Raw genomic sequence first — 21,933 nt, forward strand, 5'->3', positions numbered from 1 at the left:
GGATGTCCTCGGGAAGGTAGTCGTCCGACTCCCGGTGGTGGTAGCTACATTCTGTATGTCGAAATCTTAATTCCATCCTGTGGAAACATCCAATTGCGGTCCCGGTGTGTCAGTGGTCCGTCCGGTCGCTCTTGACGGGGTCCGGATCGCCGGGAAGACTCCGTCAACAGAACGTTGAATTTCGCTCTGTGGAAGTAGATGGGGAGGTTCCGGTGTCCGACGTGGCCGTGGAACTGGTACTGCGCTCGACGCGCGTCATCACCCCCGAGGGGACGCGCGCCGCCTCGGTGGCCGTCGCCGGCGGGAAGATCACGGCCGTGCTCGCGCACGACGCCGAGGTTCCGGCCGGGGCCCGGCTGGAGGACTTCGGCGACGACGTCCTGCTCCCCGGCCTGGTCGACACCCACGTCCACGTGAACGACCCGGGCCGCACCGAGTGGGAGGGCTTCTGGACGGCCACCCGCGCCGCCGCGGCCGGCGGCATCACCACGATCCTCGACATGCCGCTCAACTCCCTCCCGCCGACCACCACGGTCGACAACCTGCGCGTCAAGCAGGAGGTGGCCCGCGCCAAGGCGCACGTGGACGTCGGCTTCTGGGGCGGCGCCCTGCCCGACAACGTCAAGGACCTCGCCCCGCTGCACGACGCCGGCGTCTACGGCTTCAAGTGCTTCCTCTCGCCCTCCGGCGTGGACGAGTTCCCCGAGCTCGACCAGGAACAGCTGGCCACCTCCCTCGCCGAGATCACCGGCTTCGGCGGCCTGCTGATCGTGCACGCCGAGGACCCGCACCACCTCGACGCCGCCCCCGTGGTCCCCGGCCCCAAGTACGCCGACTTCCTGGCCTCCCGGCCGCGCGACGCCGAGAACACCGCCATCGGCAACCTGATCGCCCAGGCGAAGCGGCTGGACGCACGCGTCCACGTCCTGCACCTGTCCTCCTCCGACGCGCTGCCGCTGATCGCCGCCGCCAAGGCCGAGGGCGTGCGGATCACCGTCGAGTCCTGCCCGCACTACCTCACCCTCACCGCCGAGGAAGTGCCCGACGGCGCCAGTGAGTTCAAGTGCTGCCCGCCGATCCGCGAGGCCGCCAACCAGGACCTGCTGTGGGACGCCCTCGCCGACGGCACCATCGACTGCATCGTCTCCGACCACTCGCCCTCCACCGCGGACCTGAAGACCAGCGACTTCTCCACCGCGTGGGGCGGGATCTCCTCCCTCCAGCTGGGCCTGCCCGCCATCTGGACCGCGGCCCGCCGGCGCGGACGCTCCCTGGAGGACGTCGTGCGCTGGATGTCCGCCGCCCCGGCCGCCCTCGCGGGCCTGGCGCAGAAGGGCGCGATCGAGGCCGGCCGGGACGCCGACTTCGCCGTGCTCGCCCCCGAAGAAACGTTCACCGTGGACCCGGCCGAGCTCCACCACCGCAACCGCGTCACGGCGTACGCGGGCAAGACCCTGCACGGCGTCGTGAAGTCCACCTGGCTGCGCGGCAGGCAGATCGCCGACCACGGCACCCCGACCGAGCCCACGGGCCTCCTCCTCGAAAGGCAGAACTGACCAGTGGCGATTGAATCCTTCACCGGCAACGCGAACCCGTACGGGGGCGGCGACCCGTACGCGGACTACCGCACCGCGGATTTCCCCTTCACCCAGTACGCGAACCTCGCCGCCCGTGAGCTGGGCGCCGGTGTCATCGCCGCCAACGACGAGTTCTTCGCCCAGCGCGAGAACCTGCTGATCTCCGAGGCCGCGCACTTCGACCCCGAGGACTTCGGCCACAAGGGCAAGGTCATGGACGGCTGGGAGACCCGCCGCCGCCGCGGCGTCTCCGCCACCCAGCCCTGGCCGACCCCAGAGGACCACGACTGGGCGCTCGTACGCCTGGGCGCGCCCGGCGTCATCCGCGGCATCGTCGTCGACACCGCCCACTTCCGCGGCAACATGCCGCAGGCCGTCTCCATCGAGGCCACCAACTGGGAGGGCGCGCTCGCGCCGACCCCGGAGGAGCTCCAGGGCGACGACGTGAAGTGGACGACGGTCGTGCCCCGCACGGCGGTCGGCGGCCACGCCGCCAACGGCTTCGAGGTCGACGCCGAGCAGCGCTTCACCCACCTGCGCGTCAACCAGCACCCCGACGGCGGCATCGCCCGCCTGCGCGTCCACGGCGAGGTCCTGCCCGACCCGAAGTGGCTCGCGGCGCTGGGTTCGTTCGACGTGGTGGCGCTGGAGAACGGCGGCTCCGTCCAGGACGCCTCCAACCGCTTCTACTCCCCGCCGACCAACACCATCAACCCGGGCCGCTCCCGCAAGATGGACGACGGCTGGGAGACCGCGCGCCGCCGCGACAACGGCAACGACTGGATCCGCTACCAGCTCGTCGCCGAGTCCGAGATCCGCGCCGTCGAGATCGACACCGCCTACCTCAAGGGCAACTCGGCCGGCTGGGCCTCGCTGTCGGTCAAGACGGGCGAGGAGGGCGAGTGGCAGGAGTTCCTGCCGCGGACCCGCCTGCAGCCCGACACGAACCACCGCTTCGTGCTGGACACCCCGGCGGTCGGCACGCACGTGCGCATCGACATCTACCCGGACGGCGGCTTCTCGCGCCTGCGCCTCTTCGGCTCGCTGACGGAGGCCGGCGCGGCGGCGCTGACCGCCCGTCACCAGGAGCTGGGCGGCTGACGCCGTACCGCTGACCGCCCCGGGGGCCGACACCCCCGGGGCCCGCAGGGGCGCACCGCTCGCCGGTGCGCCCCTGCGGCGTTCCCGGTCAGACCGCGAGCGCGGCCACGATCTCCTCGTCCTCGAACTCGCCGGTGGGCACGAAGCCGAGGTCGGCGTAGAGGCGCGCGGCGGGCGCGTTGTCCGGGTGGTAGGAGAGCCGGATCTCGCGGCAGCCGGGCAGCGCGGAGAGCCGGCCCACCAGCGCGCGGACCGCGGCCCGTCCCACGCCCCTGCCCTGTTCGGCGGCGTCGACGATCATGCCGCCGATCCAGTGGGCGCCGCCCTCCTCGTCGTACGCCCACATCACATGGCCCACGACGGTGTCGCCGGCGCGGACGGCGAGCGAGTTCCACACCCCGCCGCGCAGGGACAGCAGCAGGTACCGGGCGCCGAGGGCGGCGACGAACCGGCGCTGGTCGTCCGCCGGTGCCACGTCGGCGACGGCCCGCCAGTTCTCGTCGGTGATCTCGTCGAGCACCACGCTCCGGTGCTGCCGATCCCTGAAGTCCACTCTTCCCCCTGCCCGTTCGAACATCCCGATCAAGCCGAGCATAGGCCCGCCCCACCACGTGGCCGCCGGCCCCACCGGCTTCGGGCGGGCCGCCCACCCCGGGCCGGGGCCGGGGTAAGGGTCCGGGGCGGCCCGGTTCGAGCCCGCCACGCACGCCCGGCGAGGGCTACGCGGCGTGGCCGCCGTCCACGGCGAATTCCGCGCCCGTGACCCAGCCGGCCCCCGGGCCCGCGAGGAAGGACACCACGTCCGCGACCTCCGACGGAGTGCCGAAGCGGCCGAGGGCGGTCATCGCCGCCTGCGGCCCCGCGTACGGTCCGTCGGCGGGGTTCATGTCGGTGTCCACCGGCCCGGGATGCACCAGGTTCGCGGTGATCCCGCGGCCGCCGAGCTCCCGGGCCAGGGCCTTCGTCAGTCCGATCGTGGCGGCCTTGCTCGTCGCGTACAGGACCCCGCCCGGGCCGGGCACCCGCTGGGTCATGCAGCTGCCGACGGTGATGATCCGCCCGCCCTCCCGCATCCGCGCCGCGGCCGCCTGCGCCGCGAGGAACGCCCCCCGCACGTTCACGCCGAGCACCCGCTCCACCTCGGCCACCCCCACCGCCTCCAGGGGGCCGACCGCCCCCACCCCGGCGTTGTTGACGAGCACGTCGAGCCTGCCGAACCGCCGCACGGTCTCCCCGACGGCGTTCGCGACCTCCGCGGCATCCCCGGCGTCGGCCCGCAGGGCCACGGCCCGCCGCCCGCGCGCCTCCACCGCCGCGACCACCCGGGCCGCGGCCCCGGCGTCGCTGACGTAGGTGATCGCGACGTCCATCCCGTCCTCGGCGAGCCGCTCGGCGACGGCCGCCCCGATCCCCCGGCTGCCACCGGTCACCAGTGCCGTCCTGCCCGGGCCGTACGCGTTGTTCATGTTGTTCCTCCGCATCAGTTGGTTGCGACTTCAATGAAATCCACCGGACCCCGGCCCCGCTGGCAGGATTGCGACCTCGCGTTCCGGCGCAGCCGGCACGCCGGGTGGCCCGGCAGGTGGGAGCCTGGAGCCGTGCACGGACGTGCGGACCACCGGACCGGGAGCGCAGGACATGGCCGAGCTGACACTGACCACCTTCGTGACGCTGGACGGCGTGATGCAGGCGCCCGGCGGGCCCGACGAGGACCGCAGCGAGGGGTTCGAGTACGGCGGGTGGGCCGCGCCGTACGTGGACGAGGGGATGGGGGAGTTCGTCACCGAGGTGTTCGGGCGGGCCGGGGCGTTCCTGTTCGGGCGCAAGACGTACGAGATCTTCGCCTCGTACTGGCCGGAGCACGACGACCCCGCCGACCCCGTCCCGGGCAGGCTGAACCGGCTGCACAAGTACGTGGCCTCGACCACGCTGAAGGAGCCGGCCTGGGGGCCGGCCACCGTGCTCGACGGGGAGCACCTGCAGGGCGAGATCGTCCGGGTCAAGGACGCGCTGGAGGGGGAGCTGCAGGTGCACGGCAGCGGGCAGCTCGCGCAGTGGCTGCTGGCCCGGGACCTCGTCGACGAGCTCAACCTGCTGGTGTTCCCGGTGGTGCTGGGGACCGGGCGTCGGCTGTTCCCCACGGGCGGGCTGCCGACCGCCTACGAGCTGACGGCCTCCCGGACGACGCCCGTCGGGACCGCCATCCACACCTACCGCCCGACGGGGCGGGCGACGTTCGGCACGGTCGGCTCCTGACCGGCCGCACCCGGCTGGGTATCACCGGCCCCCGTGGTCGGGCCCCGGCGCCCCGGCGCTGCGTCACCGACTCGCCGGCGCGCGGCGAGAGCAGGCGTCGGCTCGTCGGGACGGCCGTCGATGGCGCCGGGGCCGGAAGAGGGTGCCGGGCCGGCCTGACCGGCCCCCTGCCGAGCCGCCCCCCTCCGGGGGCGATCCGATCGACTGCTGCTTGCGCTCCGGAGCCACCCCGCGAGGCACACCACAGTGCGGTCCTCGGTGCGGTCGCGGAAGCAGTGCGGGCCGCCGTCCACGGCGGCCGGGCCCGCGCGTGGCCCGGCGTGCCGGTCCGGCCTCGGGCGGGCAGTGCCGGAGCCGTGCGGGACCGGTGCGGTCCGGGACGGGGCTAGCGCCGGTCCAGTGCCAGCTGGAGTACGCGGCCCTCGCGGAGGACCAGCAGGTCCGGGGACTCGTGCTCGTGGTGGCGGATCCGGCCGACCGGGCCCGGCGGGCGGATGTGCGGGGCCAGGGCGACGAGGAAGTCCTCCATCTCCGGCAGCTGTTCCGCGTGCAGCTCCTGGCGGATCGTCAGGGACCAGCCGCCGCGCTCGTTCGCCGCGAACTCGCCCACGAGCATGCCGCCCACCCGCCAGGCCGGGCCGCGCTCCCCGAGGAGCCCGTCCGGGGCCACGAGCTGGCGCCGGACCTCCGTGAGCACGGCGTCCGGGGTCCCTTCCAGCAGGTCGAACGCCAGGTCCAGGGCGTAGAGATCAGCCATGCGCCCGATGCTACGGGTGCGTGCCGGAGGCTCGTAAACGGGTCGCCGGGCATGATCGCTTCCGGTACGGTGTGCCCCGCAACCGTGCGAGCCACCGACGTCTCCACCCGTCCCGTGCCGTCGGAGGCTCCCGATGACCGCGTTCTCGCCCGCCCGCGAAGCTCCCCGGGAAGCCCCTCGGGCCGCCCGCCGGGCCTGGCTCGGCGATCTGCCCGTGCTGGCCGTCGCCGTCGTGTGGGGCGGGAGCTACCTCGCCGCCAAGGGGATCACCACCGCGCACACCGTGATCGCCGTGCTGGTGCTGCGCTTCGCGCTCGTCCTGCCGGTCCTGGTGGTCGCCGGATGGACGCGGCTTCGGGCGCTGACCCCTGCCCAGCTGCGCGGCGCGGGCCTGCTGGGGCTCGTACTCGGGGGGATCTTCCTGCTGGAGACCTACGGGGTCGTCCACACCTCCGCCACCAACGCGGGGCTGATCATCAGCCTCACCATGATCTTCACCCCGCTCGCGGAGGCGGCCGTGCGCCGCCGTCCGCCCTCCGCGGGATTCCTCGGGGCCGCCGCGGCCTCCGTCCTCGGGGTGGTGCTGCTCACCCAGGGTGCCGGCTTCACCGCGCCCGGCACCGGTGACCTGCTGATCCTCTGCGCGGCCCTCGCCCGCACGCTGCACGTCCTGCTGATGGCCCGGGCCGAGGGCCTGCGGGGCGCCGACCCGCTGTCCCTGACCACCGTGCAGCTGGGCGGCGCCGTGGTGGTCTTCGCCCTGCTGGCCGCCGTGCCCGGCACGGGAGCGAGTCCCTGGGCGGCGGCCGCCGGGTTCGGGCCGGCCCAGTGGGCGGGGCTGGCCTTCCTCTCCGTGCTGTGCACCCTGTTCGCCTTCTCCGTCCAGATGTGGGCCGTACGCCGCACCTCACCGTCCCGGGTCAGCCTGCTGCTCGGCACCGAGCCCCTGTGGGCGGCCGTCGCCGGCATCGCCGTCGCGGGGGACCGGCCGGGCCCCCTCGGCCTCGCGGGCGTGGTCCTCGTCCTCGTCGGCACCGCCTGGGGCCGCCGGGCGCTCTCCTCCCGCGCCGCCTGAGGGTGTCCGGAAAACGCCGCGGCCGGGAGGGCGGCCCGCCGTAGGGTGGATGCCCATGCGCTCACCGATCCGGCAGGTCCGGGAGCTCCTCCAGCCGGACCCGCCGCCCCTCCCGCCGCGAGAGCTCGCAGGCCTCGGCCACCCGCAGCGCCGCCAGTGCCTCCCGCCCGTCGCAGGGGTTCTCGCCCTCGCCGCGCAGCATCCGTACGAAGGCGTCCAGCTCGGCCTCGTACGCCGGGCCGAAGCGCTCCAGGAAGCCGGTCCAGGGCTTGGTCGCGGCCGGCGGTCCCTGCGGCTCGGTCGAGGCGATCGGCGTCCGGTCGTCCAGGCCCGCGGAGACCTGGTCGCGTTCCCCGGCCAGCTCCATGCGCACGTCGTAGCCGGCGCCGTTGCACCGGGTGCCGGTGGAGGTGACCAGCGTGCCGTCGTCGAGGGTGAGGAGGGCCGCGGCGGTGTCGACGTCGCCGGCCTCCCGGAACTGCGGCGGTCCGGCGTCGGAGCCGGCCGCGTACACCTCGGTCACCTCGTGCCCCGTCACCCAGCGCACCATGTCGAAGTCGTGCACCAGGCAGTCCCGGTACAGGCCGCCGGAGCCGGCCAGGTAGCCGGCGGCCGGCGGGGCCGGGTCGGAGGTCGCCGTGCGCACGGTGTGCAGCCGCCCCAGCGCCCCCGACCGCACCAGCTCGCGGGCCTTGCCGTAGCCCGCGTCGAACCGCCGCATGAAGCCCACCTGCAGCAGTCCGCCCGTGGCCGTCACCTCGCGCAGGACGGCCATGGTCCGCCCGAGGTCCGTGGCCAACGGTTTTTCGCAGAACACGGGCAGCCCGCCGCGGACGGCCCGTACGACGAGTTCCGCGTGCGCGTCGGTGGCGCAGGCCACCACCACCGCGTCCACGCCCCAGCTGAAGACCTGGTCGACGGAGGGCGCGGCGGTGGCCCCGAGCCGGTCGGCGAGGCGTGCCGCCCGCGCGGGATCGGCGTCCGCGAGCAGGAGCGAGCCCGCCTCCGGGTGGCGGGCGAGGACCGCCGCGTGGAAGGAGCCGATCCGGCCCGTTCCGATGAGCCCGATGCGCATGCACTCAACCTGGCCCTGTCGGGGGAACCTGTCAATCCGCCCGTGTCGATCTGCGGGTGCATGCCCCGATGGCCCTTCATGGTCCACTGTGGCGGATACTGATCGGCTGGAACCGGAATGACCGAATGATGTCGATGACGTCGGGCGAGACCGAAGAAGCGGACGAGGGAAGGGCGCGGGGACGTGGCTAGGGTTCGGACAGGGGTGCGCGTCGTGGGCGCCGTGCTCGCGGCGGTACTGGGGGCCTCGCTCGCGGGGTGCAGCAGTACGGGGGGCAAGCGTGCCGAGGAGCGGGCGAAGGCCGCCGAGGCCGGGCGCCCGGCCGTCTCCACCCCGCGCTGGACCTTCGCGATGGTGACCCACGCGGGCGACGGCGACACCTTCTGGGACATCGTCCAGAAGGGGGCCAAGGAGGCCGCGGCCAAGGACAACATCAACTTCGTCTACGCGCACGACGACCAGGCGCAGCAGCAGGCGCAGTTCGTCCAGAACGCCATCGACCAGAAGGTCGACGGGCTGATCGTGAGCCTGGCCAAGCCCGACGCGCTCAAGGACGTCCTGGCCAAGGCCGTCAAGGCGGGCATCCCGGTGGTCACGGTCAACTCCGGGTCCGCCCAGTCCGCCGCGTACGGGGCGCTGACCCACATCGGCCAGGACGAGGAGATCGCCGGCGAGGCCGTCGGCACGGAGCTGAACCGGCGCGGCCGCACGAAGGCCGTCTGCGTCCTGCACGAACAGGGCAACGTCGGCCACGAGCAGCGCTGTGCGGGTGCGAAGAAGACCTTCTCCGGGACCATGGAGAACCTGTACGTCGAGGGCACCAACATGCCGTCCGTCCAGGCGTCGGTCCAGGCCAAGCTGCAGGCCGACCCGTCCGTGGACGCCGTCGTGACGCTCGGCGCGCCCTTCGCGCCCACCGCGATCAAGGCCAAGGAGGCGGCCGGCAGCAAGGCCGAGATCGACACCTTCGACCTCAACGAGTCCGTCGCCCGCGACCTGAAGTCCGGCGCCCTCGGCTTCGCCGTCGACCAGCAGCCCTACCTCCAGGGCTACGAGGCCGTCGACCTGCTCTGGCTCTACCGGTACAACGCCGACGTGCTCGGCGGCGGCCGTCCGGTCCTCACCGGCCCGCAGATCGTCACCGCGGACCAGGCCGCGAAGCTGGAGGAGTACATCAAGAGGGGCACCCGATGAGCGCGACCGCCCCCGCCCCCGCCGCCGACGAACGGCTCGCCCCCGCCTCCGTCCTGCGCAAGCTGCTCGGCCGCCCCGAGCTCGGCGCCGTGGTGGGAGCCGCGGCCGTCTTCGTCTTCTTCTCCTTCGCGGCCCCCAGCTTCCTCCAGGCCTCCAGCCTCAGCACGATCCTGTACTCGGCCTCCACCATCGGGATCATGGCGGCCCCGGTGGCCCTGCTGATGATCGGCGGCGAGTTCGACCTCTCCGCAGGTGTCATGGTCACGACCTCGGCCCTGGTGAGCTCGATGTTCAGCTACCAGATGACCGCGAACGTCTGGGTCGGCGTCCTGGTGTCCCTCGTGGTCACCCTGGCCATCGGCTTCTTCAACGGCTTCCTGCTGACCCGCACCAGGCTGCCCAGCTTCATCATCACGCTCGGCACCTTCCTGATGCTGACCGGCCTGAACCTCGGCTTCACCAAGCTGATCACCGGGACCGTCTCCACCAAGAGCATCGCCGACATGGAGGGCTTCCCCTCCGCCCGCGCCCTCTTCGCCTCGCAGTGGACGGTCGGACCGGTCACCCTCAAGGTCACCGTCCTGTGGTGGTTCGCGATCGTCGCCGTCGCCACCTGGATCCTGCTGCGCACCCGCGCCGGAAACTGGATCTTCGCCGTGGGCGGCGGCGCCGACGCCGCCCGGGCGGTCGGCGTACCGGTCGTCAAGACCCGCATCGGCCTGTACATGGGGGTCGCCCTGTGCGCCTGGATCTCCGGGCAGCACATCCTCTTCTCGTTCGACGTGGTCCAGTCGGGCGAGGGCGTGGGCAACGAGTTCCTCTACATCATCGCGGCGGTCATCGGCGGCTGCCTGATGACCGGCGGCTACGGCTCCGCCATCGGCTCGGCGGTGGGCGCCTTCATCTTCGGCATGACCAGCAACGGCATCGTCTACGCCCAGTGGAACCCCGACTGGTTCAAGTTCTTCCTCGGCGCGATGCTGCTGCTCGCGACGCTGCTCAACGCATGGGTCCGCAAGCGGGCGGAGGCGAAATGACCACCGGAAAGACCACCGCCGCCACCGGGGCGGCCACGACGGCACCCCTGGTGAGGCTGACCGGCGTCAGCAAGTTCTACGGCAACATCCGCGCCCTCCAGGGCGTCTCCCTGGAGGTGTCCGCGGGGGAGATCACCTGCGTCCTCGGCGACAACGGCGCCGGCAAGTCCACCCTCATCAAGATCATCGCGGGACTGCACCGGCACGACGCCGGCACCTTCGAGATCGAGGGCGAGGAGACCGAGCTCGCCAACCCGCGTGCCGCCCTCGACCGCGGCATCGCCACGGTCTACCAGGACCTCGCCGTCGTCCCGCTGATGCCCGTCTGGCGCAACTTCTTCCTCGGCTCGGAACCGACGAAGGGCCGCGGCCCGCTGCGCCGCCTCGACGTGGACCTCATGCGCGCGACCACCCGCGCCGAGCTGCTGCGCATGGGCATCGACCTGCGCGACGTCGACCAGCCCATCGGGACCCTGTCCGGCGGCGAACGCCAGTGCGTGGCCATCGCCCGCGCCGTGTACTTCGGCGCGAAGGTCCTCGTCCTCGACGAGCCCACCGCGGCCCTCGGCGTCAAGCAGTCCGGCGTGGTCCTCAAGTACGTCGCCGCGGCCCGGGACGCCGGGCTGGGGGTGGTCCTGATCACCCACAACCCGCACCACGCCCACCTGGTCGGGGACCGTTTCGTCCTGCTCAAGCGCGGCACCATGGCCGGCAGCCACACCCGCGACTCGATCACCCTCGACGAGCTCACCCGGCAGATGGCGGGCGGCTCCGAGCTGGACGAGCTGAGCCACGAACTGGAGCGGGTGGCAGAATCGGGCCAGGACGCGAAAGCCGCCGACGGCGCGGCCGGACCGGCGGGCCCCGCCCGACCGGCCTCTCCCCCCACCGGACCGACGAGGGACGACACGACGCGATGAGCACGTACCGGGACTTCACGCTCACCCACCGGGGGTCGGCGCGAGGCACCGTCCTGCGCACCATCGGCACCCGTGAGCGGCGGTCGCACCTGACCGCCCCGCGCGTCCCGACCGTCGGCATCGACATCGGCGGCACCAAGGTGATGGCCGGCGTCGTGGACGCCGACGGGATCATCCTGGAGAAGATCCGCACCGAGACCCCGGACAAGTCCAAGAGCCCCAAGGTCGTCGAGGACACCATCGTCGAACTGGTGCTGGACCTCTCCGACCGGCACGACGTGCACGCCGTGGGGATCGGTGCGGCCGGCTGGGTGGACGCCGACCGCTCCCGCGTCCTCTTCGCCCCGCACCTCGCGTGGCGAGACGAGCCTCTGCGCGACGCCCTGCAGTCCCGCCTCGCGGTCCCCGTGATGGTCGACAACGACGCGAACACCGCCGCCTGGGCGGAGTGGCGCTTCGGGGCGGGCCGCGGCGAGGACCACCTCGTCATGATCACCCTCGGCACCGGCATCGGCGGCGCCATCCTCGAGGGCGGCCAGGTCAAGCGGGGCCGCTTCGGCGTCGCCGGCGAGTTCGGCCATATGCAGGTCGTCCCCGGCGGCCACCGCTGCCCCTGCGGCAACCGCGGCTGCTGGGAGCAGTACAGCTCCGGGAACGCCCTGGTCCGCGAGGCCCGCGAGCTGGCCGCCGCCGACTCCCCGGTCGCGTACAACATCATCGCCAGGGTCGGCGGGAACGTCTCCGAGATCACCGGGCCGCTCATCACCGAGCTGGCCCGCGAGGGCGACGCCATGTGCGTCGAGCTGCTCCAGGACATCGGCCAGTGGCTCGGCGTCGGCATCGCCAACCTCGCCGCCGCCCTCGACCCCTCCTGCTTCGTCATCGGCGGCGGCGTGAGCGCCGCGGACGACCTGCTGATCGGACCGGCCCGGGACGCCTTCCGGCGGCACCTGACCGGCCGCGGATACCGGCCCGAGGCCCGGATCGCCAAGGCCCAGCTCGGCCCCGAGGCGGGCATGGTCGGCGCCGCCGACCTCGCCCGGCTCGTCGCCCGCCGCTTCCGCCGGGCCACCCGGCGGCGGGTCGAGCGCTACGAGCGCTACGAGCGCTACGCCCGGCTCGGCCGCCGCGACACCGCCGGATCCCCGGACCCCAAGGACGACGTACAGCCGTGAACCCGCCCACCCTGCCCCACCAGGCCCCCGCCCCCGACGGAGGCGGCACGCCGCCGCCCACCGCCGAGGACCGAAGGCACGTCGTCAAACGCCGCTGGATCACCGCGGTCATCATCGTGCTGCTGATCGGCGTCCCGGCCGGCTACCTCGCGATCTCCACGCAGCAGAGCCGGGAGAGCGGCCGCGACAAGGCCGCCAAGGTCGGCGCGTCCACCGTGCGGCCCGGCTGGCCCTCCAAGGTCCAGCGCAGCATCTACGAGGTCCCGATCCCCGCCACGGCCTGGAAGGTCGGCTTCCTGGAGACCAACAACTGGCGCACCAGCCGGCTGTTCACGCAGTTCGCCGTGACCCCCGCGGACCTGGACGCCTTCCTCGCCGCCGTGGGCACCAGCCGCGAAGGGCTGACCGCGGGGGACGTCACGATCTCCCCGCACGACTCCGAGACCGCGGGCTGGAGCTGGAGCCCCAAGGCGCTCTGGTACGGCACCAGCATCGAGCAGGCCGATCCGCGCCCCTCCCGCGACATCACGGTGGACCTCACCGACCCGGAGAAGCCCAAGGTCTACGTGGTGTCCACGACCACCCCCTGAGCGGGGTGCCCGCGGCGCTAGCCTGGGATCATGAAGCTCACCAAGAGGCTGCACTCCTGCGTCCAGCTGGAGAAGGACGGGCACACGCTCGTCATCGACCCCGGCGCCTTCAGCGAAGCGGACGCGGGCCTGGGGGCCGACGCCCTGCTGGTCACCCACGAACACCCCGACCACTTCGACGAGGGCCGGCTGCGGGCCGCCCTCGACGCGAACCCGGCGGCCGCCCTGTGGACCCTGCGCAGCGTCGCGGACCGGCTGGCGCCGGCCTATCCGGGCCGGGTGCACACCGTCGGCCACGGCGACACCTTCACCGCCGCCGGCTTCGAGGTCCAGGTGCACGGCGAACTCCACGCGGTGATCCACCCGGACCTGCCGCGCGTCACGAACGTCGGCTACCTCGTCGACGGCTCCCTCTTCCACCCCGGCGACGCCCTGACCGTGCCCGGCGTCCCCGTGGAGACCCTGATGGTCCCCGTGCACGCACCCTGGAACAAGGTCGCCGAGGTGATCGACTACCTGCGCGAGGTGAAACCGCGCCGGGCCCTCGACATCCACGACGCCTACCTCGCCGACATCGCCAGGCCGGTCTACGACTTCGCCCTGGACACCCTGGGCGGCACCGACCACGGCCGACTCACCGCCGGGGACAGCACCGACCTCTGAGTGTCGGCGCCGGGCGGTAGGTTGGAACGCATGCGTATCGCCACCTACAACGTCAACTCCATCACCGCCCGGCTGCCGCGCCTGCTGGCCTGGCTGGAGAGCTCCGGCACCGATGTCGTGTGCATCCAGGAGACCAAGTGCTCCGCGGAGCAGTTCCCGCACGAAGAGCTGCGCGAGCTGGGCTACGAGTCGGCCGTCAACGCCACCGGCCGCTGGAACGGCGTGGCCCTGCTCTCCAGGGTCGGCCTCGACGACGTGGTCACGGGGCTGCCGGGCGGCCCCGACTACGAGGGCGTCCAGGAGCCGCGCGCGATCTCCGCGACCTGCGGCGGGGTCCGGGTCTGGTCGGTGTACGTACCGAACGGCCGCGAGGTCGAGCACGACCACTACGGCTACAAGCTGCACTGGTTCCGCTCGCTGGCCGAGGCCGTCGCCGAGGACGCGGCCGGCCCGCGCCCCTTCGCCGTGCTGGGCGACTTCAACGTGGCCCCCACCGACGAGGACGTCTACGACCCGGCCGTCTTCGCGGGCCTCACCCACGTCACCCCCGCCGAGCGGGCGGCGCTGGAGACGCTGCGGGCGGCGGGCCTCGCCGACGTGATGCCCCGCGCGCTCAAGTACGACCGCCCGTACACGTTCTGGGACTACCGCCAGCTCGCGTTCCCCAAGAACAGGGGCATGCGCATCGACCTGGTCTACGGGAACGAGGCCTTCACCAAGGCCGTCACCGACGCCTACGTCGACCGCGAGGAGCGCAAGGGCAAGGGCGCGTCCGACCACGCACCGGTCGTCGTCGACCTCGACCTCGACCGCTAGGACCCGTCCCGGGCCGCCCCCGCGGACCGTGCCGGGCCGGGGATCCGGGGCGGCGGATCCAGGCGCGCCCTGTGGCCAGGCGCGGATCCTGGTGCGACGCTGGGCGGTATGAACATCCCCTTCCTGGACAACTGGCTGAACCGACGCGAAGCGGAACAGGCGCCGACGCTCGCCGTCGCCCTCGCGGACGACCCCGAGGGCGTCGCCGAGTTGTTCTCGGAGTGCGAGATGCTGCGGGCCCAGGCGCGGGCGGCCGGGCTCGAACTCGACGGCAGCCCGGCCTCGTTGGAGGCGCTCGACCAGGTGACGCCGCGCTGGCGGCGCGACCCCGAGGTGGTGCCCTGGCTCGGCAACGACGCCGGGTTCTACCTCGGCACCGTGATCGTCCGCAGGGTCCCCGGGGCCGCCTGGCGGGTGTGGCCGAACGGCCGGCCGGTGATCCTGCTGGCCTCGGGCCGCGAGCTCGACGTGATCGAGTCGGGGGTCTCCTGGGCGATGACGGGCTCGCCCGAGCTCAGCCAGGCGTACGCGGAGGCCTCCGAGGGCTGAGCGGGGCCGTACGGGACTCCGCCCGGCCCGGTGCGTCCCGTCCGGCTCCGGCGGCCCGGTGTGTCCGGGCCCGGGGCTGCGGCGGCCAGGAGCGCCACCGCCCCGGGCCCGGGCGGTGGTGGTGCGGGTCGGCCGTTCCGCCGGTCAGCCGTTGTGCGGGTCAGCCGTTGTGCGGGGCTCCGGACAGGGCGCTCTTCGTCTTCCACTCGTCCCAGCCGAGGTTCCACTCGCCGTAGCCGTTGCCGATGTCGGCCTGGCCCTTCGAGCCCTCGCCGACGACCTCGAAGGGGTCACCGACCTGGGACTGCGCGAAGAAGTCCTTGGCGTCGGCGTCGCTCATCCCCACGCAGCCGGAACTGCTGTTGACGCGGCCGAAGTTGCCCGAGTTCCACGGGGCGGCGTGCGCGTACATGCCGGACCAGGTCAGGCGCATCGAGTAATCGACCATCTTGTCGTAGGCGTTGTCCAGGCCCACCGTCTGGGAGTCCATCCGGATGGTGCCCTCCTTCGACATGATCACCATCTTCCCGGACCACGAGGCCTTCTTCCCGCCCGGGGTGCCCGCCGAGACCGGGATGGTCTTGAGGGCCTGGCCGTCCTGGGTCACGGACATCTTCTTGGTGTCCAGGCTGACCTGGATCCGCCGGTCCTTGCCGATCTTGAACTCGGTGCTGTAGTCCCGGGCGAACATCCCGCCGCCCTTGCCGGAGTCCACTCCGTTCAGCTTCATCTCGACCTTCACGTCCGTGCCGGACTTCCAGTAGTCCTTGGGCCGCCAGTCCACCCGGTCGTTGCCGGAGTGGTCCTTGATCCAGCCCCAGGACCCCTCGGTGTTGTCGGAGGTCGTGACCTTGAGCTGCTTCTCGACCTCCGCCTTGTTGGTCACCGGGTTGTCGAAGACCAGGGACACGGGCATCGCCACGCCCACGGTGCTGCCCTTGGAGATGTTGATCGAGACCTTGTTCACCTTGTCGGCGGCGCTGGTCCTGAACTGCGTCGTGGCGCTCTGGCTCTGCGTGTCCTGCGCCTCGACCTTGTACTCCGCGCCCGCCGGGGCGTTGCGCTCCGAGGTCCAGGTCCTGCCGTCATCGGCTATCTTCCCCGGCAGCTCAGCGCCCTTGGCGTCGGTCACCTTCACCTGGGCCAGCTTGCCCTCGGCGACGGTCACCGTGACCGGCTGGCCCGCCTTGACCTGATCACCCGTGAGGTTGACCGACACCGCCATGGGCGCCTTCGGCTTCGCGTCCGCCTTGCCCTTGTCGTCCCCACCGCCGTCGCTCCCGCCCGAGCAGGCGGTCAGCGCGGCGGCGGCCAGAAGTACGGTGCCCGCCATGGCGGTGCGGCGTGTGCGGCTCAACGAAGGACCCCTTCGAGTCGTGGTGGTGATGAACGTTCGCAAAAGAGGATGAGAACGGGACGACTTTAGGTTGCACAAACCGAAAAAAAGATCGTCCCTTTTCCTGTGACGCCGACCGCAGCGAAACGGTCATCATCCGGTCACATTCGACGCGCACTTCGGTCACGGGTGGCTGTGAGAGTCCTGTGCACCACCCCTCGGCACGAACAGGAAGGCCGACAGCCGTGTGCGCACTGCTCGTCACCCCCGCCCGGCAGGACCAGGACCAGGAGCTCCAGGTGCGCACCCTGTCGGCCCCCGAGTACCACGCCTTCCTGGCCAGGAGCCCGCAGGCGAGCTTTCTGCAGTACCCGTCGTGGAGCCGGGTGAAGGACCTCTGGCGCGCGGAAATGGTCGGATGGCACTGCCCCGGGGGCGAGACGGAAGGCGCCGGACTCGTTCTCTATCGCCAATTCCCCGGGACCCGTAAATACTTCGCCTACCTTCCCGAGGGCCCCGTCGCCGACTGGTCGGACCCGCGCATCGACCGCTGGCTGCGCCCGCTCATGCGCCACCTGCGCGCGGCCGGCGCCTTCGCCGTCCGCATCGGCCCCACCCCCGCCTACCGCCGCTGGGACGCCGCCACCGCCAAGGCCGGCACCGGACCGGGCCGCCGCATCACCGACGTCGTCGCCACCGAGGTGGATCCCGTGGGAGCCGCCCTCGCCGACCGGCTGCGCACCCGCGGCTGGAAGCGCTGCGGCGGCGAGGACGACGGCGACGCCCAGCCGCGCCACGTCTTCCGCGTGCCCCTGGCCGGCCGCACCCTCGACGAGGTCTGGTCCGGCCTCAACCAGGAATGGCGGCGCAACGTGCGCAAGGCGGGCAAGGCCGGCGTGGAGACCGTCCTCGGCACCGCCGCCGACCTGCCCGAGTTCTACCGGCTGCTGCGCATCACCGAGGAACGCGACGGCTTCCGGCTCGGCCGCTCCCTCGCCTACTACGAGCAGCAGTACCGGGTCCTGAACGAGGAGCGCCCCGGCCGGATGCGCCTCTACCTCGGCATCCACCAGGGGGAGGTCCTCGCCGCCCACACGATGATCACCGCGGGCCGGCGGGTCTGGTACCAGACGGGCGCGTCCGCCGACCACCGGCGCGAGGTACGGCCCAGCAACGCCCTGCAGTGGCGCATGATGTGCGACGCCCACGCCCTCGGGGCCGACGAGTACGACATGCGCGGGGTACCCTCCACCCTCGACCCCGACGACCGTTCCTTCGGACTGCTGCGCTGGAAGCTCGGCACCGGCGGGGACGTCGTCGAAACGCTCGGAGAATGGGAGACCCCGATGGACGGAGTGGCCAACACGGCGCTCTACAAGGCGTTCCAGGCATACCTGGCCCGCCGGTGACGGCCACCGACACCAGACCGGCAGGCCCCGCCGCCGACAGCGCGGCACCGGAGAAGACCTCGGTGCTGCGCAGCGGCGCGCTCATGGCGGCCGGCTCCATCGTCTCCCGCGCCACCGGCTTCGTCCGCTCCGCCGTCGTCGTCGCCGCCCTCGGCACCGGACTGCTCGGCGACGGCTACGCCGTCGCCAACACCGTCCCGAACATCATCTACATGCTGCTCGTCGGCGGAGCGCTCAACGCCGTCTTCGTGCCCGAGCTGGTCCGCGCCGCCAAGGAACACGCGGACGGCGGCGCCGCCTACACCGACCGGCTGCTCACCGCCTGCACCGCCGCCCTCGTCGCCCTCACGGCCGCCGCGGTCCTCGCCGCCCCGCTGATCGTCTCGGCGTACACCGGCTACAGCGGCGCCCAGGAGAGCACCACCGTGGCGCTGGCCCGCTACTGCCTGCCGCAGATCCTCTTCTACGGGCTCTTCACCCTCCTCGGCCAGGTGCTGAACGCCCGCGGCCGGTTCGGCGCGATGATGTGGACCCCCGTCCTCAACAACGTCGTCATCATCGCCGTCTTCGGGTTGTTCCTCTCCGTCTCCCACGACGCCGCCGGCACCCTCACCGCGGCCGAGACCCGGCTCCTGGGAATCGGCACCACCGCCGGCATCGTCGTCCAGGCCCTCGCCCTGATCCCCTCGCTGCGCGCGGCCCGCTTCCGCTGGCGCCCCCGCTTCGACTGGCGCGGCAGCGGCCTCGGCCGCCCCCTGCGCAACGCCGGCTGGACCGTCCTGCTGGTCCTCACCAACCAGTTCGCCTACTGGGTCGTCACCCGGCTCTCCACCGCCACCGGACAGAGCGCGGTCGAGGCCGGCCTCGCGGGCGGCGCCGGCTACACCGCCTACAGCAACGCCTACCAGCTGTGGATCGTCCCGCAGGGCATCATCACCGTCTCCCTCGTCACCGCCCTGATGCCCCGGATGAGCTCCGCCGCCACCGACGGCGACCTCGGCGCCGTCCGCCGCGACATCTCCTACGCCCTGCGCTCCAGCGCCGCCCTCGTCGTCCCCGCCGCCGCCCTCATGGCCGCCCTCGCCCCCTGGGTGATGGGCAGCGTCTTCGGCTACGGCCGCACCACCGACGCCGACATCGCGGTCATGGCCGGCATGCTCACGGCCTTCGCCCCCGGCCTGATCGCCTTCTCCGCGCAGTACGTGCTCTCCCGCGGCTTCTACGCCCTCGGCGACACCCGCACACCGTTCTTCCTGAACCTCGTCATCGTCGCCCTCAACGCCGGGCTGTCGGCCGCCGCCCACCTGCTGCTGCCCCCGCGCTGGGCGGTCACCGGCATGGCCGCGGCCTCCTCCGTCGCCTTCCTCGCCGGCGCCGCCGTCACGGCGTACGTCCTCGCCCGCAGGCTCGGCCCGCGCGCCCGCACCCGCCGCCGGGTGACGGCCGTACGGACACACCTGAGGCTCCTGGCCGCCTGCCTGCCCGCGGCCGGCGCCGGACACCTCGCGGCCCGCGCCGCCGAACGCTTCGGGGACTTCGCCGCCGTCGCGGCGGGAACCATCACCCTGGGCCTGGTCGTCGTCCTTCTCGCCGGGCCGCTGCGCCTGACGGAGATCACCGACCTGCTGGACTCCCTGCGGCGAAAGCTCCGCCGGTAGCCGGGGGCTGCGCCGGCGGCGTGGGAAAGACGACGCGACACCTTGGGATACTGACCGGATGCCACGAGTACTGCTGATCGAGGACGACCCTTCCATCCGGGAGGGCGTGGGCCTCGGCCTGCGCCGGCGCGGGCACGAGGTGCGCGCCGCCGAGACCGGGGAGGAGGGGCTCGCCCTCATGGCGGGCTTCCACCCCGAGCTCGTCCTGCTCGACCTCATGCTGCCCGGCATCAACGGTGTGCAGGTCTGCCACCGCATCCGCCAGACCAGCGAGGTGCCGATCATCATGCTCACCGCGCGCGGCGACGACTTCGACATCGTCATCGGCCTGGAGGCCGGCGCCGACGACTACATCGTCAAACCCGCCCGCACCGAGGTCATCGAAGCCCGCATCAAGGCCGTGCTGCGCCGGCTCAGCGACCCCGCCGGCGCCCGGCCGGAGGTGCAGATCCACGGCGAACTCGCCATCGACCGCGCCGGGCTGACCGTCGCCAAGAACGGCGAGCGCGTCGCCCTGGCCCCGAGCGAGATCAAGCTCCTGCTCCACCTGTCGGCCTCGCCCGAGCAGGTCTTCTCCCGACAGCAGCTGCTGGAGTACGTCTGGGACCACAGCTACCACGCGGACGCACGGCTCGTGGACGCCTGCGTCCGCCGGCTGCGCCACAAGATAGAGGACCCCGCCCGCAGCCCCCGCTACATACAGACCGTGCGCGGCTTCGGCTACCGCTTCGGCCCCCTGTAGGCGCCCGGTGGCACGCATCGCACCGCTCGGCCTGCGCACCAGGCTCATCGCCGCCTTCCTGCTGGTCGCCGCGATCAGCGCGGTCACCACCGCGGCACTCACCTACCAGCAGGCGCGCAACGCCATCCTCAAGCAGACCCAGGACACCGCCGTCAACACGCTGCGGGACCAGGTGGAGCAGCAGGAGGTGCGCCTGCCCATGGACATGCAGGAGCTCCAGCGGATCGTCACCGAGCTCGGCAAACGCGGCAAACCCCACCCCTGGATCGTCTTCGGCGAGTACGCGGGCCTGCGCACCTCCACCAACCCGGCCACGCCCACCTCCACCGTCATCACCGACAGCCTGCGGACCAGGGTCCGCGAGAGCCGCTACGCTGCCTTCCAGCGCGTCGAGGACCAGCGCGGCAACCCGTGGCTCACCATCGGGGTCCCCGCCCTCTTCGAGCACAACGGCTACAGCGAACCGACCGGCGCCGTCTTCTTCGCCAGTGTCCCGCTCAGCACCGAGAAGCAGACCGTGCAGGCCATGGTCGACGCCGCCCAGCAGGGCGCCGTCCCCGGCCTGGCCATCGCCGTCGTCCCCGCCCTGCTGGCCGCCCGCAGCGTCCTGCGGCCCGTCCGCGACATGCGCCGCGCCGCCCAGAACCTGGGCCGCGGCCGGCTCGACACCCGTATCGAGGTCCGGGGCGCCGACGAACTCGCCGGGCTCGCCCGCACCTTCAACGAGACCGCCCGCGCGCTGGAGCAGTCCGTACGGGAACTGCAGGACGCCGAGGTCCGGGCCCGGCGCTTCGCCTCCGACGTCTCCCACGAACTGCGCACCCCGCTCGCCGGGATGCTCGCCGTCACCGAGGTGCTCGACGAGGACGCCGAACGGCTCGACGCCGACACCGCCAAGGCCCTGCGCCTGGTCAGCGCCGAGACCGGCAAACTGGCCGTACTCGTCGAGGACCTCATGGAGATCTCCCGCTTCGACGCCCGCGCCGCCGAACTCAACCTCGACGACGTCGACATCGCCGAAGCCGTCCGCAAGACCCTCGAACGCCGCCACTGGGACGACGAACGGGTCCGCACCGACCTCCCGGAACGGGTCCGCGCCCGGCTCGACCCGCGCCGCTTCGACGTCATCCTCGCCAACCTCGTCGGCAACGCCCTGCGGCACGGCGGCGCCCCCGTGCACGTCACCGTGCGGACCGCACCGGGCGGCGACGGCGAGAGGCTGCTCATCGAGGTCGCCGACAGCGGCCCCGGCATCGCCCCCGAGGTACTGCCCCACATCTTCGACCGCTTCTTCAAGGCGGACGCCGCACGCACCCGCTCGGCCGGCAGCGGCCTCGGCCTCGCCATCACCCTGGAGAACGTGCGCCTCCACGGCGGCACCCTCCGGGCGGCCAACGGGCCCTCCGGCGGAGCCCTCTTCACCCTCGACATGCCGCTGGAGGCCCGCGCATGACCGGCCGCGGGACCCCGCGCCCCGCGGCCGCGGCGGCCGCCGCGGCACTGGCCGGCAGCCTGCTGCTCACCGGGTGCGGGATCAAGACCACCGGCGTGATCGAGAGCGGCCACGCCGCCAAGGTCGCCGTGCCCGACGGCGGCGGCGCCACCGTCTACTACGTGTCCAAGGACGGCGAACACCTCGTCCCCACCCCCTTCGGCTTCGAGGGCTACACCATCTCCCCGGCGATACTCGTGCGGCTGCTCATGGACGGCCCCAAGGGCCGCGCCCAGGAGGCCGGGCTCACCACGCAGCTGCCCCGGATGCCCGAGGGCAAGACGGACGGCTTCTCCTCGACCCCGTACTCGCCGGAGGGCGGCATCACGCTCCGGGTGCCCTTCCCGGTGGCCGGACTGTCGCAGCTGGCCCGCCAGCAACTCGTCTGCACCGTCGCCGTGTCCTCGGTCAAGGACGTCGTCAGCCCCGTCACCGTGCAGGGCACCGACACCACCCTCCCGTCCGCCGACTGCCGCCCGCGGAGCTGACCGGCACCCTTGCGGCCGGGCCG

General features: G+C 72.7%; 22 protein-coding genes. 17 read left to right on the forward strand and 5 right to left on the reverse strand.

Features of this window, described 5'->3' with window-relative positions:
* Nucleotides 1-212: 212 nt before the first annotated feature.
* On the forward strand, nucleotides 213-1,556 hold the full coding sequence (gene allB / locus ACPU2J_RS27445) for an allantoinase AllB (protein WP_420079134.1): 1,344 nt from the start codon (nucleotides 213-215) through the stop codon (nucleotides 1,554-1,556).
* A 3-nt stretch (nucleotides 1,557-1,559) separates the two neighbouring features.
* Nucleotides 1,560-2,678: an allantoicase gene (gene alc, locus ACPU2J_RS27450; RefSeq protein WP_420079133.1), complete on the forward strand. Its 1,119-nt coding sequence runs from the start codon at nucleotides 1,560-1,562 to the stop codon at nucleotides 2,676-2,678.
* Nucleotides 2,679-2,766: 88 nt separating this feature from the next.
* On the opposite strand, the gene ACPU2J_RS27455 is transcribed toward alc, so the two are convergent.
* Nucleotides 2,767-3,231 carry a GNAT family N-acetyltransferase gene (locus ACPU2J_RS27455; RefSeq protein WP_365079337.1) on the reverse strand — a complete coding sequence of 155 codons (465 nt, stop codon included), beginning with the start codon at nucleotides 3,229-3,231 and terminating at the stop codon, nucleotides 2,767-2,769.
* Between the two features lie 166 nt (nucleotides 3,232-3,397).
* A complete protein-coding gene (locus ACPU2J_RS27460) occupies nucleotides 3,398-4,144 on the reverse strand; it encodes an SDR family oxidoreductase (RefSeq protein ID WP_423834227.1) in 747 nt (248 codons plus the stop codon).
* A 172-nt stretch (nucleotides 4,145-4,316) separates the two neighbouring features.
* Between ACPU2J_RS27460 and ACPU2J_RS27465 the strand changes: the two genes are divergently transcribed.
* Complete coding sequence (locus ACPU2J_RS27465; RefSeq protein WP_423834228.1) at nucleotides 4,317-4,934, forward strand: dihydrofolate reductase family protein; 618 nt, start codon at nucleotides 4,317-4,319, stop codon at nucleotides 4,932-4,934.
* Between the two features lie 385 nt (nucleotides 4,935-5,319).
* Here the strand turns inward: ACPU2J_RS27465 and ACPU2J_RS27470 are convergent, their stop codons facing one another.
* Nucleotides 5,320-5,691 (reverse strand): hypothetical protein, encoded by a 372-nt coding sequence (locus ACPU2J_RS27470; protein WP_389077884.1) that lies wholly within the window; start codon nucleotides 5,689-5,691, stop codon nucleotides 5,320-5,322.
* Nucleotides 5,692-5,824: 133 nt separating this feature from the next.
* On the opposite strand from ACPU2J_RS27470, the gene ACPU2J_RS27475 reads away from it, so the two are divergent.
* Nucleotides 5,825-6,766 carry a DMT family transporter gene (locus ACPU2J_RS27475; protein WP_423834229.1) on the forward strand — a complete coding sequence of 314 codons (942 nt, stop codon included), beginning with the start codon at nucleotides 5,825-5,827 and terminating at the stop codon, nucleotides 6,764-6,766.
* 61 nt (nucleotides 6,767-6,827) lie between these two features.
* Here the strand turns inward: ACPU2J_RS27475 and ACPU2J_RS27480 are convergent, their stop codons facing one another.
* On the reverse strand, nucleotides 6,828-7,841 hold the full coding sequence (locus ACPU2J_RS27480; RefSeq protein ID WP_420079129.1) for a Gfo/Idh/MocA family protein: 1,014 nt from the start codon (nucleotides 7,839-7,841) through the stop codon (nucleotides 6,828-6,830).
* A gap of 213 nt (nucleotides 7,842-8,054) precedes the next feature.
* Between ACPU2J_RS27480 and ACPU2J_RS27485 the strand changes: the two genes are divergently transcribed.
* From ACPU2J_RS27485 to ACPU2J_RS27520, 8 genes are all read left to right on the forward strand, one after another.
* Nucleotides 8,055-9,035: a sugar ABC transporter substrate-binding protein gene (locus ACPU2J_RS27485; protein ID WP_361598073.1), complete on the forward strand. Its 981-nt coding sequence runs from the start codon at nucleotides 8,055-8,057 to the stop codon at nucleotides 9,033-9,035.
* The gene (locus ACPU2J_RS27490) at nucleotides 9,032-10,072 is read left to right on the forward strand and encodes an ABC transporter permease (RefSeq protein WP_391345031.1); all 1,041 of its coding nucleotides are present in this window, start codon (nucleotides 9,032-9,034) and stop codon (nucleotides 10,070-10,072) included. The genes ACPU2J_RS27485 and ACPU2J_RS27490 overlap by 4 nt, the downstream gene beginning before the upstream one ends.
* Nucleotides 10,069-10,992 carry an ATP-binding cassette domain-containing protein gene (locus ACPU2J_RS27495; protein ID WP_365140583.1) on the forward strand — a complete coding sequence of 308 codons (924 nt, stop codon included), beginning with the start codon at nucleotides 10,069-10,071 and terminating at the stop codon, nucleotides 10,990-10,992. The genes ACPU2J_RS27490 and ACPU2J_RS27495 overlap by 4 nt, the downstream gene beginning before the upstream one ends.
* Nucleotides 10,989-12,167: an ROK family glucokinase gene (locus tag ACPU2J_RS27500; protein WP_420079128.1), complete on the forward strand. Its 1,179-nt coding sequence runs from the start codon at nucleotides 10,989-10,991 to the stop codon at nucleotides 12,165-12,167. Before ACPU2J_RS27495 ends, ACPU2J_RS27500 begins: the two co-directional genes overlap by 4 nt.
* A complete protein-coding gene (locus tag ACPU2J_RS27505; RefSeq protein WP_420079127.1) occupies nucleotides 12,164-12,757 on the forward strand; it encodes a hypothetical protein in 594 nt (197 codons plus the stop codon). Before ACPU2J_RS27500 ends, ACPU2J_RS27505 begins: the two co-directional genes overlap by 4 nt.
* Before the next feature lie 30 nt (nucleotides 12,758-12,787).
* Nucleotides 12,788-13,420: an MBL fold metallo-hydrolase gene (locus tag ACPU2J_RS27510; protein ID WP_365140589.1), complete on the forward strand. Its 633-nt coding sequence runs from the start codon at nucleotides 12,788-12,790 to the stop codon at nucleotides 13,418-13,420.
* A gap of 30 nt (nucleotides 13,421-13,450) precedes the next feature.
* Nucleotides 13,451-14,236: an exodeoxyribonuclease III gene (locus ACPU2J_RS27515; protein WP_361598025.1), complete on the forward strand. Its 786-nt coding sequence runs from the start codon at nucleotides 13,451-13,453 to the stop codon at nucleotides 14,234-14,236.
* Between the two features lie 108 nt (nucleotides 14,237-14,344).
* Entirely contained in the window at nucleotides 14,345-14,785 is a 441-nt protein-coding gene (locus tag ACPU2J_RS27520; protein ID WP_420079126.1) for a DUF6278 family protein, read from the forward strand.
* A 160-nt stretch (nucleotides 14,786-14,945) separates the two neighbouring features.
* On the opposite strand, the gene ACPU2J_RS27525 is transcribed toward ACPU2J_RS27520, so the two are convergent.
* Nucleotides 14,946-16,118 carry an Ig-like domain-containing protein gene (locus ACPU2J_RS27525; protein WP_423835015.1) on the reverse strand — a complete coding sequence of 391 codons (1,173 nt, stop codon included), beginning with the start codon at nucleotides 16,116-16,118 and terminating at the stop codon, nucleotides 14,946-14,948.
* 248 nt (nucleotides 16,119-16,366) lie between these two features.
* On the opposite strand from ACPU2J_RS27525, the gene ACPU2J_RS27530 reads away from it, so the two are divergent.
* The 5 genes from ACPU2J_RS27530 to ACPU2J_RS27550 are packed head-to-tail and all read left to right on the forward strand — an operon-like array spanning nucleotide 16,367 to nucleotide 21,910.
* Nucleotides 16,367-17,530, forward strand: coding sequence for a lipid II:glycine glycyltransferase FemX (locus tag ACPU2J_RS27530; protein ID WP_389077896.1), 1,164 nt, complete (start codon nucleotides 16,367-16,369; stop codon nucleotides 17,528-17,530).
* Nucleotides 17,527-19,188 (forward strand): murein biosynthesis integral membrane protein MurJ, encoded by a 1,662-nt coding sequence (gene murJ / locus ACPU2J_RS27535; protein ID WP_423834230.1) that lies wholly within the window; start codon nucleotides 17,527-17,529, stop codon nucleotides 19,186-19,188. The genes ACPU2J_RS27530 and murJ overlap by 4 nt, the downstream gene beginning before the upstream one ends.
* Nucleotides 19,189-19,246: 58 nt before the next feature.
* Nucleotides 19,247-19,930: a response regulator transcription factor gene (locus ACPU2J_RS27540; RefSeq protein ID WP_361598037.1), complete on the forward strand. Its 684-nt coding sequence runs from the start codon at nucleotides 19,247-19,249 to the stop codon at nucleotides 19,928-19,930.
* Between the two features lie 7 nt (nucleotides 19,931-19,937).
* The gene (locus ACPU2J_RS27545; RefSeq protein ID WP_365079289.1) at nucleotides 19,938-21,383 is read left to right on the forward strand and encodes a HAMP domain-containing sensor histidine kinase; all 1,446 of its coding nucleotides are present in this window, start codon (nucleotides 19,938-19,940) and stop codon (nucleotides 21,381-21,383) included.
* Nucleotides 21,380-21,910 carry a GerMN domain-containing protein gene (locus ACPU2J_RS27550; RefSeq protein WP_420079124.1) on the forward strand — a complete coding sequence of 177 codons (531 nt, stop codon included), beginning with the start codon at nucleotides 21,380-21,382 and terminating at the stop codon, nucleotides 21,908-21,910. The genes ACPU2J_RS27545 and ACPU2J_RS27550 overlap by 4 nt, the downstream gene beginning before the upstream one ends.
* Nucleotides 21,911-21,933 lie beyond the last annotated feature (23 nt).

Source organism: Streptomyces manipurensis, assembly GCF_049570255.1.
GTDB classification, from domain to species: domain Bacteria; phylum Actinomycetota; class Actinomycetes; order Streptomycetales; family Streptomycetaceae; genus Streptomyces; species Streptomyces manipurensis.

Bases quoted from the DNA above. Each gene is read 5' to 3' on its own strand.
- ACPU2J_RS27465 (WP_423834228.1), top strand. From the start codon at position 4,317: ATGGCCGAGCTGACACTGACCACCTTCGTGACGCTGGACGGCGTGATG.
- ACPU2J_RS27475 (WP_423834229.1), top strand. From the start codon at position 5,825: ATGACCGCGTTCTCGCCCGCCCGCGAAGCTCCCCGGGAAGCCCCTCGG.
- ACPU2J_RS27525 (WP_423835015.1), bottom strand. From the start codon at position 16,118: ATGGCGGGCACCGTACTTCTGGCCGCCGCCGCGCTGACCGCCTGCTCG.
- ACPU2J_RS27520 (WP_420079126.1), top strand. From the start codon at position 14,345: ATGAACATCCCCTTCCTGGACAACTGGCTGAACCGACGCGAAGCGGAA.
- ACPU2J_RS27495 (WP_365140583.1), top strand. From the start codon at position 10,069: ATGACCACCGGAAAGACCACCGCCGCCACCGGGGCGGCCACGACGGCA.
- ACPU2J_RS27540 (WP_361598037.1), top strand. From the start codon at position 19,247: ATGCCACGAGTACTGCTGATCGAGGACGACCCTTCCATCCGGGAGGGC.
- ACPU2J_RS27480 (WP_420079129.1), bottom strand. From the start codon at position 7,841: ATGCGCATCGGGCTCATCGGAACGGGCCGGATCGGCTCCTTCCACGCG.
- ACPU2J_RS27490 (WP_391345031.1), top strand. From the start codon at position 9,032: ATGAGCGCGACCGCCCCCGCCCCCGCCGCCGACGAACGGCTCGCCCCC.
- ACPU2J_RS27515 (WP_361598025.1), top strand. From the start codon at position 13,451: ATGCGTATCGCCACCTACAACGTCAACTCCATCACCGCCCGGCTGCCG.
- ACPU2J_RS27500 (WP_420079128.1), top strand. From the start codon at position 10,989: ATGAGCACGTACCGGGACTTCACGCTCACCCACCGGGGGTCGGCGCGA.
- ACPU2J_RS27470 (WP_389077884.1), bottom strand. From the start codon at position 5,691: ATGGCTGATCTCTACGCCCTGGACCTGGCGTTCGACCTGCTGGAAGGG.
- ACPU2J_RS27460 (WP_423834227.1), bottom strand. From the start codon at position 4,144: ATGAACAACGCGTACGGCCCGGGCAGGACGGCACTGGTGACCGGTGGC.
- ACPU2J_RS27550 (WP_420079124.1), top strand. From the start codon at position 21,380: ATGACCGGCCGCGGGACCCCGCGCCCCGCGGCCGCGGCGGCCGCCGCG.
- ACPU2J_RS27510 (WP_365140589.1), top strand. From the start codon at position 12,788: ATGAAGCTCACCAAGAGGCTGCACTCCTGCGTCCAGCTGGAGAAGGAC.